The following is a 17,461-nucleotide window of genomic DNA, read 5'->3' as shown; positions in this document are numbered from 1 at the left end:
CCCATCAAGCGGGTGGCCTTAAGGAGCGGTTGCCATAACCGAATCACTGACGATGGTGCCATCGGGCAGTGTGATCTCCACTTGAACCACCCCTTCACCTTCGACCAGCACGCCATAGCGACCCAAGCCACAACTGCTGCGCTGATCGATCAGTACCTCGCCATCTTCATTGATATGGTAAATCGCCGCCGAGGTGCTGCGTACGTTAAATGAGGTGGTCCCGATCAGATCGATCCCCTCCTCCGCGTCGAAGGTGATCTCAGTGTCGTAGGGCAGTGGGTTCCAACTGCCGTTAGGGGAAATATCCACCGCACACACCGAGGCATAACCCGTCGCCGCATCGAATGAGAGCGTTGCCGACGGCGCGCCCCCGGACAGCACGATGACGCCGTGATCGTTCAGATCAACCAGATCCCGCACACAGGCGCCCGCTGTTTCCTGCGCTTCGGTACACAGCAAGCCGTTGTACAAACCATTGCCTGCGTTCCAAGAACCGTCGTTGTCTCGATCAATAAACTGCTCGGTGGCCGCGTCATAGTCGCCATCTTCGTTCACATCGAGGTAAACCTCGTGCTCATCGTAGATCAGCTCGTAATCACCCACATCGAACACACCGTTGCCGTTCACATCCTGGAAGGATTCCTCGCCCTCGACAAAGGCCACCACACTCACGCGCGCATCCGGCACTTCGGCCCGTAATATCTCACCGCCCTGCGAGCGCCACTTCACCAAGCAGGTGCCATTGACGGTGGTACAGCCCGACTCCACCACGCCGCCTTCTGCGATCAAGGAGATCGCCGTGCCGTCGGGCACCGGGTTATTGAAGTGATCGCCAGCAAAGACGGTCACATCCACTTCGACGCCATCGTATTTCCACGCCTCCGGATTGTAAGGACCAAAGCTGACGGAGAAGCTGTCTTTGTCCGGCAAGCCGGTGCCGATCCGCAGCTCTTGCGACACCGCGGTGATCAGCGGGCTGCTACCCACAACGGTGGCCGTTACTCGGACTGGGCCAGGGATATTGCGCGCGCCCAGCACCACACTCACCTCACCGGCACTGTTGCTGCGCGCACTCTCGGTGCTGAGATCGACCTTACCCTCTCCGATCGCCAGCGCAAAACTGACATCGACGCCCTGTTTCGGCGCGCCCACCTCATCCATGATCCGGAAGCGGATCTCGGATGTGGTGCTCCCTCCAGTAAAGTCCAGCTGCAGATAGTTTGGGGTGGCTGACACGTACTCGATGGACGACGCCGGCGTCTCCGCCAGCGCGACCGTAACCGAGTCGGTGGTCGAGTTGCTGCCAAGCTCCAGTGTTGCGGTGATCACATCCTGCGCCACGCACCCGGTGGGCTTATACGTGGCCATCGCGATACCGTCGATCGCCGTCACTACGGCATCGATCTCGGCATCGCCACTCTGACTGCAAGATGAGGAGAAGTTGACGGAGATAGGATCCAGATAGGGTTGTTCATTCACGGTCAGTGCGGCGGAGACGGTGATGGTAGACTGAGCCGACAGCAGCTCACCGTCAGTCAGATCCGTACTCAGGGTCAAGCCAAGATCCAGAGCATTAATGGAAGCGTACAGCGTCTCCGACACATTGATGAAACGTGCATCCAACTGCACCACGCTGTCTCCCTCTCCGGCTAACAGCCGCAGCAGGGCCGTGCCATCTGAGTCGGTCAATACCCGGCCATCGGCGGGCACCAACGTCCCCTTATCGGCCGAGAGCTCTACCAACTCCCCAACGGCAGCGGCGCCACCTTGCTGCGCCGTCACCTGAACCACCAAAGGCTTTAATGCATCGAATGCGTTACTCTCAACACAGCTATCCAGTGCGTCACTGCTGGGATCGGGACAGTCCCACAAGACAACCTCAAGCGTATTCACCACCGCAGGGTCACCGGGATCGGTGATGGGGCTGGGCGTACCGTCGCTACAATTGACGGGCCAAGTCTCCGGCGGGCCACTTCTGTCGCACTCATCCAGATCGCCCCCACATGCGCTTAGCCATCCCAACGCCACACAAAGCAGTAAAACACCCCGTAAACTCGCCAGCCGCATAATTGAGTACCCCTTTTAATTGTGGAGACTTGGGTATAGTTCAAAGCCAAACGAATGCAAACCACACTCCGGCGGGAGATAGGCAGGAAAAACAAAACCTGCACTCTGCCCACTTTGTGCTTCTCCCGCGCCAAGCGGGGGCCTTCCAGGCGGGGTAAATTCCAAAATAATTCGACTTCGCCTCATAGAGCCACTCAAAACCGAGCTCTGCAGACCGATCACGGCCTACTCCCTAAAACCTAACCGGTCATTTGTCCTAAGCGCCGACATTATCGGCCACCAAAGTGGGCCTTAATTCCATATTCACACTATTGAGTGAACTGGGGATCGGGATCGGCACCGCCGCTGGAGCCAATGTTCGACCACAAAACAGCCAAACAGCACAATAACTATTGCGCTCGGATCTCAAGTGGCTATAATCCCTTCCCACTAAGCCGAGGTGGCGGAATTGGTAGACGCAGCGGATTCAAAATCCGCCGGTTAATAGCCTTGAGGGTTCAAGTCCCTCTCTCGGTACCATATTAAGGGAAAGCCCGATGCAGCAATGCATCGGGCTTTTTCGTATGCTGCGTTTGGGCTGCGCCCGCCACAAATCGATACCCGCTTTGGCGCACCGTCCAACCGACAGATCCGGCGAACATCCCGTCACCATCACACCCTGCTGCGAGAGAGCTTGTTCCTCATCTTAATTCGCGTACCTTGGTGACTTCTAATCGACAGTGAGCCAGCGCCATTATGCACAGAGATGCCACATTGGTTTCCGACTCGGGGATCATGGAAGGAGAGTGGTGGTTGGCCGACAGCGCCGTCTGCGTCCGAACGCGCGCCAACCGTCGCTTTGACAGCATTGAGCTGAAGATCTGCCTACGCAGCCTGAGTGAGGTCCAACGGCACGATCCCGCCGTTCCTGTACAAGAGTTGCCAGCGGAGCAGGATCTGTATCGCTTCCGCTTCGCCACGCAGCCGCACTGGACGCTGGAGTGCCACGCCAGCCCGGTACTCAGCGCGGATGCGCCGCTGACGGTGGAGATGGCCTAGCCCATCGCTGCGCCGCTTGGCCACCGTTCGGCTCAGCTCGACTTCCCGAGCGTTCCCCCTATCGCCAAGGCTTGGGCGACATTGCGCGCGGTATTTTCCACATTAAACTGCGCATCTCGTAACGCCTCTTCCAGACAGACCGCGCGCGGCACCACGGCGAAAACCGCATCGATCCCATGCTGATGCACCACGGCATAGTCGGTCGACATGCAGCCGGCAATGGCGATCACCGCCTTGCCCTGCTGTTTGGCGATCCGCGCTACGCCGTGTGGGGTTTTGCCATGAATGGTCTGACTGTCGATCCGCCCCTCGCCGGTGATCACCAGATCAGCGCCCCGCACCGCTTCACTCAAACCGACAGCGTCCATGACGATGTCGATCCCCGGCCTCAGTTGCGCCCCCAATAGCCCCAAGAGCGCGGCCCCCATGCCTCCCGCGGCCCCGGCACCGGGCATATCGATCACCGCCACGCCCATTTGCTGTTCGATCAGTACGCCATAGTGTTTCAGATTGGTATCGAGCTGCGCCACCATATCCAGCGTGGCGCCCTTTTGCGGCCCAAAGATAGCAGAGGCGCCACTGTCGCCACACAGGGGATTGTCCACATCGCAGGCCACCTCAATGGTCACTTGAGCCAAGCGTGGATCCAACCCACGGATATCGATCTGAGCCAACCGAGCCAACGCGCCGCCGCCATAGCCGATCGCCCGGCCGCGTTCATTCAGCAGTGCGATCCCCAGCGCCTGAGCCATGCCCGCGCCGCCGTCATTGGTGGCGCTGCCCCCGATCCCGATGATCAGATGCTTCGCCCCGCTATCCAAGGCGGCCTTGATCAACTCACCGGTTCCAAAGCTGGTGGTTTGCAGCGGATTGCGGGACTCCGGCGGCACCAGGTGCAGCCCCGACGCGGCCGCCATCTCGATCACGGCCGTCTCTCCATCTCCCATCAGGCCAAAGAAACCGTCCACCGGCTCACCAAGCGGCCCGGTCACCGGCAGATGACGGATCGAGCCGCCGCTGGCGTCCACTAGGGAGCGCACCGTCCCCTCCCCGCCATCAGCCATTGGCAGCTTCAGGCAGTGGGCATTGGGCAATACCCGTTTAAAGCCCGTTTCGATGGCCTCACACACCTGCATGGCGGTCAGGCTTTCTTTGTATGAATCCGGCGCGATCACGATCTTCATCCATTTCTCCTTGCCTCAATTGGCTTAACCCAACAACCCAAAGACACCGTACAACACCGTGGCCATACTGGCGATCACCAGACCCACTGCCGATTCATAGGGGATCAACCTCAGGCGCTCTTTGATGTCCATGTGCACGCTGCCACCGGTCGCATGGAAGAAGCTGCCATGGGGCATATGATCGAGCACGGTCGCCCCCGCGTGCAGCATCGCGGCCCCGGCCAATGCGGAGATCCCCACCTCGAGGAGGGTACCGGCAAACACATTCGACGCAACCACGGTGCCCGCCGTGGTTGAGGCGGTCGCCAATGACATCACTGCACCGCTGATCGGCGCCAGCAGATATTCTGGCATGCCGGTGGCTTCAAGCAGAGCGATCAGATCGGTCCGCAAACCGGAGTTGGCGATGATCCCTGCCAATGCGCCGGTGCCCAGCAGCATGATCGCCACCGGCGCCATCCGAGTCAGCCCCGCGATGGCAAACTGGTTGAGCTGACGGGCCTTCCCCATCGCCAATGCGCCCAAGATCCCGCCCAGAGGCAAAGCAAGCAAGGGATCGATCACCACATTGGCTAACGGCCGCAACGCCAATAAGGCGATGGCCACCAGTGGCGCCACGATCGCGGTAGCAAAGACGGGTAACGCCCCATGCTCAAGCTGTACCACTTCCTGCTGTGCCACCTGACTGCCCTTGTTGGCCAGCGTTTTGGCAATGAGATAGGCGCTGAACATGCCAATCAAGCCGGGCAACACCCCGGCGGCCATCAGCGACGTCAAAGGTACATCAAACGCCTCCGATGCGGCGATGGTATTGGGGTTCGGCGATATGATATTGCCACCTTTCCCTCCGCCGACCATCGCCAGTAACACCGACATCTTCGACAGGCCGGTGCGCCGGGCGATGGCCAGGGCGATGGGCGAGACGGTGATCACCGCAACATCAACGAACACGCCGACTGCGGTCAAGATCATACTGGCCAGCGCCAGCGCCAATAGCGCCCTCGCCTCGCCCACCGTTTTAACGATGGTCTCCGCAATGGCGGTGGCGGCGCCGGACTCTATCAACACCCCGGCAAGCACGCCGGCCGCCAGGATCCGCATCACGGCGGTGACGATCCCCTGCGCCCCGCCGATCATGAATGCCACCGAGTCCGTCAAAGATGCGCCGCCGATCAAGGCACCGATCAGCGCACCAAGCAGCATGCCGTAGGCTGGGGGGACGCGCTTGAGGATCAAGCCAATGGCGATCACTAACGCCATCAAGGCACCCAAAGTGGAGACTTCCGCCATAATGGCCTCCAGAAAACCCAGGTTCAGAGCTCTAAGCCTAGTCAAGCTTCGGCCAGATCCGGCCCCGCTGGACTATCCTTGTGGAAGATAATCAGCCCGACAGGAGACTGCCATGGAGTGGGTCGATATCACCCAAGCACAGCCAGATGACGGCGCGGTGGTGTTGGTGTGGATGCCAAACAGCCAGCAGCCGCTGGAGCTGGCCCGTTACCTGTCCACCCACGGATTTGTCGATCTGGACAGTGACTGGCAAGCCCACGGCGATGTCAGCCACTGGATGGCGGTTAGCGCCCCCAGCCAAGATCCAACGAGCTCATTGTAAGTGCATGTCACGGAAAGCAAAGCTGTGCCGAACTTGAACCAAACCCTGTTTTCTTGCACCAGCGATAACAATTTGGCTTATGATTGAAGCATTCCATTTACCCTATCCCATTGAATTGCATTAATGAATCAACCCGTTAGCAAGAATCGCGGTCCCATCCGATTTATTCAGGCTGGGATCTACTCCGCACAGGGCCTTAAAGCCGCCTACCGGCACGAAGAGGCATTTCGGCAGGAACTGTTTCTGGCGATACTGCTGATCGGCGCCTCGTTCTATTTTGACGTTACCGTGCTTGAACGGCTGTTTATGATCAGTGTGGTCGTACTGGTTCTGATCGTCGAGCTGTTGAATTCGGCGATCGAAGCCGTAGTGGATCGGATCGGACCGGAGCACCATGAGCTGTCCGGACGCGCCAAGGATATCGGCTCTGCCGCCGTATCGCTGGCACTGGTGCTGGTGGCCGTCGTCTGGGCGGGGATCTTGATATGGTGAAGATCCGGCAGGTATTGCTGACCGCCCTGTGCCTGCTGCCACTGACGACACAGGCCGTACGGATAGAGCCTGCTTCCGGCGGTCACTGGAGCCAGGCCTCCCAAAAGGGCGAAAACCGAGTATTGACTCGACAGGTGCCCGGCACGGCGGTGAAAGAGGTGAAACTGGAGGCGGTGATCAACGCCCCTATCGAGCAGGTCTGGACCACCATCAGCACCGTTGATCGCTATCCGGATTTTATGCCTTACGTCGACGCCATAGAGATCACGGCGCAAGAGAGCAGCGAGCGCGCCTACGTCTACCATAAGGTCGATCCACCACTGGTCAGCCAACGGGACTACACGCTACTGATCGTCAATGAATTTGATGAGCAAACCGGGGAATACTACCGCTACTGGACTCAGATGAACCAATTTGGCCCGGAGCCAAAGCGGGGCGTGGTACGGCTCGAGATCTGTGACGGTAGCTGGGCGCTGAGCCCAAGGGAGGATGGCCGCACCGATGTGGTGTATTGGGTCTATACCGATCCCGGTGGCAGCATTCCCGCTTGGCTGGCCAATAAAGCCAATACGATCGGGCTATACGACATTCTCAAGGCGGTAGAGAAGCGGGCGCAGGATCTGAGTTGGCAGGACAAGACGGAATAAAAGCCAGCTATCAGCTTAAAGCCATTAGCTGTCAGAAGGAGCAAGAGCCAGCGGTATCGGCGGAGTCCGGCTGTAGCGGCTTCGCCGTTGGGCCTGATGCCACTTCTCGGTGGCTGGCGGGGAAGAGCCGCTGTGAGCTGTAAACCGTCAACCGTCAACCGTCAACCGTCAACCGTCAGGGGAAAGCGAAAGAAAGCAGGGGAAAGCGAAAGAAAGCAGGGGAAAGCAGAAAACCATTGAGCAGTCTCGCCGACTCTTGGCCTTTGTTCTTGCTGATCGCTTAGCTAATGCTGCTCTTACCGTCGCATCGCAACAGACCGCCATACCAAAGGCGCATGCCGCCACAGGCGTCAACCTCACGGCCAAGCCGAAGCCTCTTACCGCATGGCTTTTAACTGACCGCTGACCACTGACAGCGAATGACTTTCTTTCAAGCATAAAAAAACACCGCCCTGAGGCGGTGTTTTTTCAGCTCGAGCAATTATAAAAATTACTCAGCAGCAACTACTACGATCTTCGCGGTAGCAACTACGTCGCTGTGCAGCTGGATAGCGATGTCGTATTCGCCGGTCAGACGCAGAGCGCCTTCTGGCAGACGAACGTCCGCTTTCGCTACTTCAACGCCAGCCGCAGTGATCGCATCAGCGATGTCACGGGTACCGATGGAACCGAACAGCTTGCCTTCGTCACCGGCTTTGGAAGCGATAGATACGCCTTCCAGAGCAGCGATCTTCTCGGCGCGTGCTTGAGCAGCAGCCAGAGTGTCAGCCAGGTTCTTTTCCAGCTCGGCGCGACGAGCTTCAAATACTTCCAGGTTAGCAGCGTTAGCTACAACCGCTTTGCCTTGTGGCAGCAGGAAGTTGCGAGCGTAACCAGCTTTAACGGTTACTTTGTCGCCCAGACCGCCCAGTTTGGCGATCTTGTCCAACAGAATTACGTCCATTACCTTTTCCTCTACTTAAGGTGAACTAGAGAGCCTTAGCCCTGCAGATCGGTGTATGGCAGAAGAGCCAGGTAACGAGCACGCTTAATGGCGCGAGCCAGCTGACGCTGGTACTTAGCGCTGGTGCCAGTGATACGGCTCGGTACAATTTTGCCACTCTCAGTAACGTAGTTCTTCAGAGTTGCGATGTCTTTGTAGTCGATCTGAGTTACACCTTCAGCGGTGAAACGGCAGAACTTACGACGACGAAAATAACGTGCCATGGGGCAGTCTCCTAAATCGGTTCTATCGTGTCGGCATGCAATACCAAGCGGCTTTGGCCATTTCGACCCTGTTGCCAGGCGAGAAACCCGCCTACTTGAATATTGCTTCCCGGATCGAGATATCTCAGTAAGGATTGTGATCCCTCACCGCTGAGTACAACCTGGATCTTGCAATACACGGGTCTATTCAGACCGGCTTCTTTCTGCATAGAACGATGTTCCATCAAAAAGTAGCTGTGTGGAATGCCATTGATCCCGGTGACTGTCTTTGGAGGGCGCGACACTTGGCCAGCCAACTCCAGGCGGTTGGTGATCACGAAATCCGATTACTCAGCGCTGGCTTGTGGAGCCGGCTTAGCGTCTTGACGCTCGCGGCGCTCTTCGCGCTCACGACGCTCTTCTTTGGCCTTGGCCATTGGAGAGGCTTCAGTTACCGCGCCCTTGGTACGAATGACCATGTTGCGGATAACAGCGTCGTTGAAACGGAAAGCAGTTTCCAGCTCAGCTACAGCTTCAGCAGTCGCTTCGGCGTTAACCAGAACGTAGTGTGCTTTGTGCAGCTTCTCGATTGGGTAAGCCAGTTGACGACGGCCCCAATCTTCCAGACGGTGGATTTTACCGCCGTCTTTTTCGATGGTCGCGGTGTAACGCTCAACCATGCCAGGAACCTGTTCACTCTGATCAGGGTGAACCATGAAGACGATTTCGTAATGACGCATTAGATCGCTCCTTACGGTTTTGTAGCCTCATATGGCTCGGCCGGGCCTAAGAGGCAAGGAACAAAAGGGTTTGGCCGATTAGCCGGCGCATGTTACCGAAACCCTCCGGTGAACACAACTTATACGCACCGCTAATTGGTAGGTTTTGACACTTGCCACATGACCAGTACACTGGGCTGCAACAAGAACTCCCCTACAACCCTAGTTCGAATGCTGTGTATGCGCTTGCTACCCTTACTCTTTCTGATGTTTTCCCTGCCTGCCTTGGCTCTGGTGCCGCCCAATTACAAGGATCCGGTCAACCGCTTTACCGCTGAGCTTGAGCTCGGGATGCAGTACAACAGCGGCAACACCAACTCAGCCAATTTCAACACACGCAGCAAGCTCATCTATGATGGTGACAACGCCAAGCACGAGGGCAACCTGCGCGGTTTTTTCGCCTCGGACAACAATTCCACCACGGCCGAGCAATACCAGTTGCAGTACCAGCTCGACTACAAGCTGGAGGGATCGCACTACCTGTATGGGCGTACCGAGCTGCTGATCGACCGCTTTGGCTCCTACGAGCGTCAGAATACGATCTCCGGCGGTTACGGTTTCACCCCGTTGGATAAGAAGCAAACCAAGCTCAGTCTGGAGGGCGGTTTGGGTTATCGATATAACCGGGCCAACCTGTCCAACAGCACGGATCCCGCTCAACGCGCGTCGGAGGAAGAAGCCATTGTCCGACTGGCCAGCAAGCTTGAACACCGCATGCAGGAGTACACCACCTTTAACGCCGACACCACGCTCGAGACCGGTAACAACAACACCATCGCCAACATCAACCTCAGCTACCGCAATCAGCTGTGGGCCGATCTGGCCTTGAAGATCGGCATGGACATCAAGTACACCGATAAGGTGCCGGAGGGCACGGAAAACACCGATGTGATCTCCACCATCAACCTGCTCTATACCTTCCGATAGGCTCCAATGCTCGAGTGGCAAAAAGCCCCACGCACCAAGGTGCGTGGGGCTTTTCCATTTTCGCGGAGGGACGACCCTCAGCTTTGGCGCTGGCGCACCGCTTCGAACAGACAGATCCCCGAAGCCACCGACACATTCAGGCTGCTAACCGCCCCCGCCATCGGGATGGAGATCAATTCATCACAAACCTCACGGGTCAGGCGGCGCAGGCCCTTGCCTTCGGCCCCCATGGCAATAGCCAATGGCCCATTCAGTTTGCTTTGGTATAGATCGTGATCGGCCTCGCCGGCGGCACCGACGATCCAGACGCCACGCTCCTGCAGATGGCGCAAGGTGCGGGCCAGGTTGGTAACCTGAAACAGCGGCACGCTCTCCGCTGCACCGACCGCCACCTTACGCACGATACCGGTCAGGCCAACGGAGCGATCCTTTGGCACGATAACGCCCTGGACGCCGGCCGCATCCGCACTGCGCAGACAAGCCCCCAGGTTATGGGGATCGGTGACGCCATCCAGCACCAGCAGGAAAGGCGTTTCAACGCCATCCAACAGTGCGTCCAGCTCATGTTCACCTTTCACCGGCTCCGCCACACAACGGGCCACCACGCCCTGATGCTGGCTGGATTCGGCCTTATCGTCCAGCACCTTACGTGCGCTGATCTGTGCTTTAACCCCAAACTGGGCAGCCAGCTCGGCGATCACCTTCAGCCGTTCGTCATCACGGCCTTTCAGCAGCCATAACTCTTTGATCCGCTCTGGAGCACGGTTCAGCAAAGCCTCCACCGCATGGAGGCCAAACACCATCTCGTGTTTCATCTATCGTTTGTTCCGTTTCTTCGGACGCTTGTCCGTCTTATCGCCGTCGCGCTTGCCGCCATCACGTTGTGCGCCATCGCGTTTTGCACCGTCACGTTTGCCGCTGCTGCGCTTCTTGTTGCTGGACTTCTTGCGGGGCTTGCGCGGCTTGTCGCCTTCCACGCCACCATCAACCAAGCCCAGATCGATCTGGCGCTCATCCAGTTTCACCGCATTAACCTTGACCCGAACCGGATCGCCTAGGCGATAGCGCTTACCGGAGGCTTCGCCCACCAGCGAGGCTTGCACCGGATCAAAGTGGTAATAGTCGTTGGCCAGGCTGGAGATATGCACCAAGCCATCGATATGCAGGTTCTTCAGTCGGACAAACAGACCAAAGCTGGTCACACCGCTCACAACGGCGCCAAACTCATCGCCGACATGATCCAGCATGAATTCGCACTTCAACCAGTCGGAAACGTCGCGCGTGGCATCATCGGCACGTCGCTCGGTCATGGAGCAATTCTCGCCCAATTCCGCCAGCGGTCCTTCGTCGTAACCAATGCCACCATCCGGCAGCAGTTGCTGCAGCGGCAACTCCGGGTTCTGCTGCTTGGCCAACAGGTAACGGATCACCCGGTGCAGCACCAGATCCGGGTAACGACGGATCGGAGAGGTGAAGTGGGCATAGGTGTCGAGCGCCAGACCAAAGTGGCCCAGGTTATCGGCACTGTAGACTGCCTGCTTCATGGAGCGCAGCACCATGGTTTGGATCAACTCGCCGTCCGCTCGGTCTTTGCTTTGCAGCAGCAACTTCGCCACGTCCTGCGGGCTAGGATCCAACCCACCGTCCAGCTGAAGTCCAGCTTTGCCAAGGAAGTCACGCAACAGGGTCAGCTTCTGCTCACTCGGCCCTTCGTGGATCCGGTACAGCACTTCGCCCTTATGCTTCTTAACGAACTTACCGGCCGCCACGTTGGCGATGATCATGCATTCCTCGATCATCTTGTGGGCAACATTACGGGTGCGCGGCACGATCTTCTCGATACGGCGCTGCTCGTTGAAGATAAACTGAGTCTCTTCAGTATCCAGCACCAACGCACCACGCTGCTCGCGGGCGTAATCCAGTGCATTGTACAGCTGGAACAGCTCTTCCAGGTGAGGTACCACCTCGCTGTATTCTTCCCGCAGCGCAGCATCCCCATCCAACATCGCCGCAACCTTGGTGTAGGTCAGACGCGCGTGGGAGTGCATCACCGCTGGGTAGAATTCGTAGCCAGACAGCTTGCCGGAGGCGGAGATGGTCATCTCACACACCATGCAGAGGCGATCGACGTGCGGATTCAGTGAACATAAGCCATTGGAGAGCTTCTCCGGCAGCATAGGGATAACCTGCGCCGGGAAGTAGACCGAGTTACCGCGGGCACGGCCTTCATTGTCCAGCGCAGAGCCTGGGCGAACATAGTGGCTGACATCAGCGATGGCCACGAACAAGCGCCAACCGCCGCTCTTCTTCGCCATGGCGTACACGGCATCATCGAAGTCGCGCGCGTCTTCACCGTCGATGGTCACCAACGGCAGATCACGCAGATCGCGTCGGCCTTGCTTATCGTGCTCTTGCACCTCATCCGGGATCGCCGCCGCTTCGGCCATCAAGGCTTCGCTAAACTGATGCGGCAGATCATGGCTGCGCAGCGCGATCTCGATCTCCATGCCCGGCGCCATCTCGTTGCCCAGCACCTCGATCACGCGACCGATCCCATGGGTGTGATGCGCCGGTCGCTTCACCAGCTCAACCACCACGACCTGGCCCTGGCGGGCACCGTTACGGCCATCCTCTGGGATCAAAAAATCCTGGGACAAACGCGAGTCGTCCGGCACCACATAGCCGATCCCATCTTCGTTAAAGTAACGACCGACAATGGACTCGCTGCGCGCTTCGATGGTGCGCACAATGCGCCCCTCTTTGCGGCCACGACGGTCCTGACCATCAACCTGAGCCAGCACCCGATCACCGTGCAGCACGGAAAACATGGCACGCTCACTCAGGTACAGATCGTCACCGCCATCGTCCGGACGGAAGAAACCAAAGCCATCACGATGGCCCATCACCGTCCCGGTGATCAGATCCATCCGCTCCGGCAGGCCATAGCGACCTTTACGGGTATAGACCAACTGGCCATCACGCTCCATCGCGCGAAGGCGACGACACAGGGCAATATACTGGTCGCCCTCTAGATTAAACTCTGCTGCAAACTCTTCTCGGGCAACAGGCGCAGACTGCGTCTTCATGTAATCGAGCAGAAATTCTCGGCTCGGAATGGGGTTGGCGTACTTATCCGCCTCCCGCTGAAAATGGGGATCCTGACTCATGGGTCTACCAAAGGAATGGAAATCGTTGGAAAGTATAACGGAAACTGGGCTCAACGCCCTAAGACGCTGCGCCGGGTTTGCTCCCGCACGCTAGGTGGCAAATGCATCGCCAATTGCTGTTTGAACTGTTGGGCTTGTTGACGGTCGCTATCTTGCTGAAATTCCGCCTCATGCAACCACTGATATACCTGAGGGTAGTCTCTCGGACTGCCTTTGCCTGCAACATAATGTCCGGCCAGCGCCAGCAGCGCGCGCTGATGGCCCATAGACGCCGCCAAATGCAGCAGATGCAACCCATAAGGTTCATCCACCACCACAAATCGACCCTGTATATAATACCGACCTAATTGCTCGAGTGCATCCGGCAAACCCTGTTCTGCGGCGATCCGCAGATATTCAAAGCCCAATTCAACCTGTTTATCTGTACACACGCCATAAAGAAGCATGTCAGCCCAAAGCATCTGATAGGCAGGGACCTTAAGTACCGAAGCACGAGCTTCGATATCCTGTACCAGTTGGCAGTCGTCCTCTCGAACCCGGGCCAGGTGCTGGTTACTGCGCAACATCTGCAGTAAGGCTTCCTGACTGTACAGTTCGACCGCTCGGATCTCCTGAGCCAACGAGGGTGCGCTCATCACGAGCAACAGTGGCAATAATAGGCGTCTCATGACCTAGGGTATCGGCACCAAAGAAAGATACTTTAACGGGGCCCCGAAAGGCCCCGTTTATTCACTGCCCGTTTAAGCAAACGGATGACGCAGGATCATGGTCTCAACGCGGTCTGGACCGGTCGAGATGATGTCCACTGGCACTTCCAGCAGCTCTTCGATGCGAGCGATGTAGTCCAGTGCAGCCTGTGGCAGTTTGTCGTGCTCGGCAACACCAAAGGTGTTGTCGTCCCAGCCAGGCATCGTCTCGTAGATCGGAGTGGCGGCTTCGTAACCTTCGGCGTCCATTGGTGGAACATCACGAACGGTGCCATCTGGCATCTGGTAACCGATACAGATCTTCAGCTCTTTCAAGCCATCCAGAACGTCCAGTTTGGTCAGACAGAAGCCGGTGATCCCGTTGATCTGAACCGCACGGCGCATGGCAACCGCATCGAACCAACCGGTACGACGCTTACGACCGGTGGTCGCGCCAAACTCGTGGCCTTTCACGCCCAGGTGCTGACCGACATCGCAATCCAGCTCGGTTGGGAACGGACCGCCACCGACACGCGTGGTGTAGGCTTTTACGATCCCCAACACGTAATCGATGTGGGTCGGGCCAAAGCCGGAACCGGTCGATACGCCACCCGCGGTGGTGTTGGAGGAGGTGACGTACGGGTAGGTACCGTGATCGATGTCCAGCAAGGTGCCTTGGGCGCCTTCGAACATGATCGGCTGACCAGCCTTACGCGCCTTGTCCAGAATGTCGGTCACATCGACCACCATAGGACGCAGCATCTCAGCCAATTCCAACGCATCTTTCAGCACGGTGTCAAAATCCACCGCTTCCGCGTTGAAGTACTCGGTCAGCATGAAGTTATGGTAAGCCAGAACCTCTTTCAGCTTGGTCGCGAAGCGCTCCGCATCCAGCAGATCACCAACACGCAGTCCACGACGAGCCACCTTATCTTCATAAGCTGGACCGATACCGCGACCGGTGGTACCAATGGCATCGTTGCCACGAGCACGCTCACGAGCCTGATCCACGGCAACGTGGTACGGCAGGATCAGCGGACATGCATCGGAGATCTTCAGACGCTCTTCTACCGGTACACCACGCTCTTTCAGCATGGTCAGCTCTTTTTTCAAAGCTTCCGGAGACAGAACAACACCGTTACCGATAAAGCAGGTTACGTTGTCACGCAAAATGCCTGATGGAATGAGGTGCAGTACGGTTTTCTCGCCATTGATCACCAGAGTGTGACCGGCATTGTGACCGCCTTGGTAGCGGACCACGTAATGGGCCTGATCGGTGAGAAGGTCAACAACTTTACCTTTGCCTTCATCACCCCATTGGGTGCCCAGGACAACTACATTTTTACCCATGTTTCGATCGCAGTTTGTGGTTAAAGCGGGATTTTAGCAGATCCCGATTGGTCAAAACACCGGCTAAGAAGAAAAAATATAGAACAACACCAAACCTGCGGTGACCAAAGCACCGCCGATCCGCCGTAAAACAGGGGTTTCCAGCTCGAACAATTCAGTAAGCATTTTTTTCCACTGCCGAGGGAAAAGCATGGGGCCCAGCCCCTCGATCACCAATACACCGGCGATCACCAACATTACCACTTCCATATTGCTACCTAAAAACAACAAAGGCCCAGCATCACTGCCGGGCCTTATCATTCAGCGTCGTCGCGAACTTAGCGCGTCTTGCTGTTCATGTACTGGAAGAACTCGGAATCCGGTGACAGTACCAGCACATCCTCTTTATTACTAAAGGCGGCGCGGTACGCATCCAGGCTGCGCAGCAGGCTGTAGAACTCAGGGTTCTGGCCATAGGCATCAGCGTAGATCTTGGCAGCAGCCGCATCGCCGGCCCCCTTCAGGGTACGCGACTCACGCTCTGCTTCCGCCACGATCACCGTGGCCGTAGCATCCGCTCCAGCACGGATCACTTCCGCTTTTTCCTGACCTTCGGAGCGGTGAGCACGCGCAACCGCTTCACGCTGAGCGCGCATACGGTCATAAATGTACTCACTCACTTCCCGCGGCAGGTTGATCTGCTTCACTCGAACATCCACCACCTCAATACCCAGCTCGGATGCATCCGAGCGGGTGCTGCGCAGGGCTTCGCGCTGGAGCTCATCACGGCTACCAGACACGATCTCTCTGATCGTGCGCGTACCGAATTCACTGCGCAAGCCGTTATTGATCTTGGATTGCAGCAGCGATTCCGCCATCAACTGGTTGCCTTGGGTCGCCAGAAAGAACTGACCGAAGTCGACAATGCGCCACTTAACGTAGGAGTCAACCATCAAGTCTTTTTGCTCAGACGTCACAAAACGATCAGCCGGCGCATCCAGAGTCAGGATCCGCGCGTTCATGGTTTCCACGTTGTCGAACAGCGGCAGTTTGATATTCAGGCCCGGTTCATAGATGCGGTAGTCGCCTGCCGCATCGGTTTGGATCACACCAAAACGCTTCACAATCGCGCGTTCACCCTCTTCAACAACGAAGATAGAGAGGAAACCCACCATAGCGATCACCAACAAGATGATCAGATTTCTCGGGTTCATGGCTTAGTTTCTCCCCTGACGAGTGGTGCTACGACCGGCACGATCGTTGGTGGTATCGGTACGGACGCTACGGTTTGGTGCCGACTGTTGCTGTGCCGGTGCCATCTGGGTGTTCTGGCTCTGGCCCTGGATGATCTTATCCAGCGGCAGATAGAACATAGAGCCACCCTCTTTATTGTCCACCATCACCTTGGAGGTGCTGGAATACACTTGCTCCATGGTTTCCAGATACAAGCGCTCACGGGTCACTTCAGGCGCCGCTTCATATTGAGGCAGCAAGCTGGTAAAGCGCGCCACTTCACCTTCCGCTTCCAGCACAACACGCTCTTTATACGCGCTGGCTTCACGCAGCATACGCTCGGCACGACCACGGGCTTGTGGTTCAACCTGACGGGTGTATGCCGTGGCTTCTTGAACGTAACGCTCTTCGTCTTCCTGTGCCGCAATGGCATCATCAAACGCAGGCTTCACTTCTTCCGGTGGACGCGCTTCTTTAAAGGCAACGTCAACCACACGGATCCCCATGTCATAGGGTTCGATGATCCCATCCAGTTCCGCCCAAGTATCGCTACGTACCTGCTCACGACCGACCGTCAGGATGTTGTCCATGGTGGTGTGACCAACGACATAACGCAATGCACTGTCCAGTGCTTCACTCAGAGATTGGTCTGGGTTGGTTACGCTGAACAGATACTTACGTGGATCTTCAATGCGATATTGAACCTCCATCTGCACCGTCACCACGTTCTCATCCTGAGTCAGCATGACCCCTGAGGCATTCAAGCGATTAACCCGCTGAATGTTGATCGGATAGACAGTCTGTACGAAAGTCGGCTTCCATTTCAGACCCGGTCCCACCAAGTCGTGGTATTGGCCGAACTGCAGCACGACGCCACGCTCCGCTTCCTCAACCTTATAAAGACCCGACAAACCCCATACGATCACAGCGCCAACCAGCACCAGCGCCACACCCATTTTGCTCAGGTTGCCGCTGCCGCCGCCGTTGCCACCGCCACCAAATCGGGAGGTGAACTTACGGAACACTTCGTCCAGATCCGGTGGTCCCTGATCTTTTCCGCCCCGGTTCCCCCAGGGATCTTTGCCTTGATTGCCAGGCTCATTCCAGGCCATTAA

General features: G+C 57.3%; 19 protein-coding genes and 1 tRNA gene. 6 read left to right on the top strand and 14 right to left on the bottom strand.

Annotation, left to right across the window (positions count from 1 at the left end):
- Positions 1-18: 18 nt before the first annotated feature.
- Positions 19-2,067: a hypothetical protein gene (locus ABEA08_RS00355; protein WP_345332108.1), complete on the bottom strand. Its 2,049-nt coding sequence runs from the start codon at positions 2,065-2,067 to the stop codon at positions 19-21.
- Positions 2,068-2,500: 433 nt separating this feature from the next.
- Here ABEA08_RS00355 and ABEA08_RS00350 point away from each other — a divergent pair.
- Both ABEA08_RS00350 and ABEA08_RS00345 read left to right on the top strand, forming a co-directional pair.
- Positions 2,501-2,586, top strand: a tRNA-Leu gene (locus ABEA08_RS00350).
- Positions 2,587-2,802: 216 nt separating this feature from the next.
- A complete protein-coding gene (locus tag ABEA08_RS00345; RefSeq protein ID WP_345332106.1) occupies positions 2,803-3,105 on the top strand; it encodes a hypothetical protein in 303 nt (100 codons plus the stop codon).
- 32 nt (positions 3,106-3,137) lie between these two features.
- Here ABEA08_RS00345 and ABEA08_RS00340 read toward each other — a convergent pair whose 3' ends face one another.
- Together ABEA08_RS00340 and ABEA08_RS00335 are read right to left on the bottom strand one after the other, a co-directional pair.
- Positions 3,138-4,289: a glycerate kinase gene (locus tag ABEA08_RS00340; RefSeq protein WP_345332104.1), complete on the bottom strand. Its 1,152-nt coding sequence runs from the start codon at positions 4,287-4,289 to the stop codon at positions 3,138-3,140.
- Positions 4,290-4,313: 24 nt separating this feature from the next.
- Entirely contained in the window at positions 4,314-5,579 is a 1,266-nt protein-coding gene (locus ABEA08_RS00335; protein ID WP_345332102.1) for a GntP family permease, read from the bottom strand.
- 112 nt (positions 5,580-5,691) lie between these two features.
- Between ABEA08_RS00335 and ABEA08_RS00330 the strand changes: the two genes are divergently transcribed.
- From ABEA08_RS00330 to ABEA08_RS00320, 3 genes are all read left to right on the top strand, one after another.
- Positions 5,692-5,901, top strand: coding sequence for a hypothetical protein (locus ABEA08_RS00330; RefSeq protein ID WP_345332100.1), 210 nt, complete (start codon positions 5,692-5,694; stop codon positions 5,899-5,901).
- 123 nt (positions 5,902-6,024) lie between these two features.
- On the top strand, positions 6,025-6,393 hold the full coding sequence (locus ABEA08_RS00325) for a diacylglycerol kinase (protein ID WP_345332098.1): 369 nt from the start codon (positions 6,025-6,027) through the stop codon (positions 6,391-6,393).
- Positions 6,387-7,040, top strand: coding sequence for an START domain-containing protein (locus ABEA08_RS00320; RefSeq protein ID WP_345332096.1), 654 nt, complete (start codon positions 6,387-6,389; stop codon positions 7,038-7,040). The genes ABEA08_RS00325 and ABEA08_RS00320 overlap by 7 nt, the downstream gene beginning before the upstream one ends.
- Before the next feature lie 490 nt (positions 7,041-7,530).
- Here the strand turns inward: ABEA08_RS00320 and rplI are convergent, their stop codons facing one another.
- From rplI to rpsF, 4 genes are read right to left on the bottom strand one after another with little or no spacing between them, the layout of a single operon-like run.
- Positions 7,531-7,983, bottom strand: a complete 453-nt coding sequence (gene rplI, locus ABEA08_RS00315) for a 50S ribosomal protein L9 (RefSeq protein ID WP_345332094.1) — start codon at positions 7,981-7,983, stop codon at positions 7,531-7,533.
- Between the two features lie 35 nt (positions 7,984-8,018).
- A complete protein-coding gene (rpsR, locus tag ABEA08_RS00310) occupies positions 8,019-8,246 on the bottom strand; it encodes a 30S ribosomal protein S18 (protein WP_345332092.1) in 228 nt (75 codons plus the stop codon).
- A gap of 11 nt (positions 8,247-8,257) precedes the next feature.
- Positions 8,258-8,563 carry a primosomal replication protein N gene (priB, locus tag ABEA08_RS00305; RefSeq protein ID WP_425557304.1) on the bottom strand — a complete coding sequence of 102 codons (306 nt, stop codon included), beginning with the start codon at positions 8,561-8,563 and terminating at the stop codon, positions 8,258-8,260.
- A gap of 9 nt (positions 8,564-8,572) precedes the next feature.
- Entirely contained in the window at positions 8,573-8,965 is a 393-nt protein-coding gene (gene rpsF, locus ABEA08_RS00300; RefSeq protein WP_345332090.1) for a 30S ribosomal protein S6, read from the bottom strand.
- A gap of 219 nt (positions 8,966-9,184) precedes the next feature.
- On the opposite strand from rpsF, the gene ABEA08_RS00295 reads away from it, so the two are divergent.
- Complete coding sequence (locus tag ABEA08_RS00295; RefSeq protein WP_345332088.1) at positions 9,185-9,931, top strand: DUF481 domain-containing protein; 747 nt, start codon at positions 9,185-9,187, stop codon at positions 9,929-9,931.
- A gap of 77 nt (positions 9,932-10,008) precedes the next feature.
- On the opposite strand, the gene rlmB is transcribed toward ABEA08_RS00295, so the two are convergent.
- From rlmB to hflK, 7 genes are all read right to left on the bottom strand, one after another.
- Positions 10,009-10,746 carry a 23S rRNA (guanosine(2251)-2'-O)-methyltransferase RlmB gene (gene rlmB, locus ABEA08_RS00290; RefSeq protein ID WP_345332086.1) on the bottom strand — a complete coding sequence of 246 codons (738 nt, stop codon included), beginning with the start codon at positions 10,744-10,746 and terminating at the stop codon, positions 10,009-10,011.
- Positions 10,747-13,098 carry a ribonuclease R gene (rnr, locus tag ABEA08_RS00285; protein WP_345332084.1) on the bottom strand — a complete coding sequence of 784 codons (2,352 nt, stop codon included), beginning with the start codon at positions 13,096-13,098 and terminating at the stop codon, positions 10,747-10,749.
- 50 nt (positions 13,099-13,148) lie between these two features.
- Positions 13,149-13,733 carry a tetratricopeptide repeat protein gene (locus tag ABEA08_RS00280; RefSeq protein ID WP_345332082.1) on the bottom strand — a complete coding sequence of 195 codons (585 nt, stop codon included), beginning with the start codon at positions 13,731-13,733 and terminating at the stop codon, positions 13,149-13,151.
- Positions 13,734-13,838: 105 nt separating this feature from the next.
- The gene (locus ABEA08_RS00275; RefSeq protein ID WP_345332080.1) at positions 13,839-15,134 is read right to left on the bottom strand and encodes an adenylosuccinate synthase; all 1,296 of its coding nucleotides are present in this window, start codon (positions 15,132-15,134) and stop codon (positions 13,839-13,841) included.
- Positions 15,135-15,197: 63 nt separating this feature from the next.
- Positions 15,198-15,371, bottom strand: coding sequence for a DUF2065 domain-containing protein (locus ABEA08_RS00270; protein ID WP_345332078.1), 174 nt, complete (start codon positions 15,369-15,371; stop codon positions 15,198-15,200).
- A gap of 80 nt (positions 15,372-15,451) precedes the next feature.
- Complete coding sequence (hflC, locus tag ABEA08_RS00265; RefSeq protein WP_345332076.1) at positions 15,452-16,327, bottom strand: protease modulator HflC; 876 nt, start codon at positions 16,325-16,327, stop codon at positions 15,452-15,454.
- Positions 16,328-16,330: 3 nt separating this feature from the next.
- Positions 16,331-17,458, bottom strand: a complete 1,128-nt coding sequence (gene hflK, locus ABEA08_RS00260; RefSeq protein ID WP_345332074.1) for an FtsH protease activity modulator HflK — start codon at positions 17,456-17,458, stop codon at positions 16,331-16,333.
- Positions 17,459-17,461: the final 3 nt, after the last annotated feature.

Source organism: Ferrimonas pelagia (genome assembly GCF_039543565.1).
GTDB lineage: Bacteria > Pseudomonadota > Gammaproteobacteria > Enterobacterales > Shewanellaceae > Ferrimonas > Ferrimonas pelagia.
Note: the sequence above shows the minus strand (reverse complement) of the source record. Positions and strands in the feature narration are given on the sequence as shown.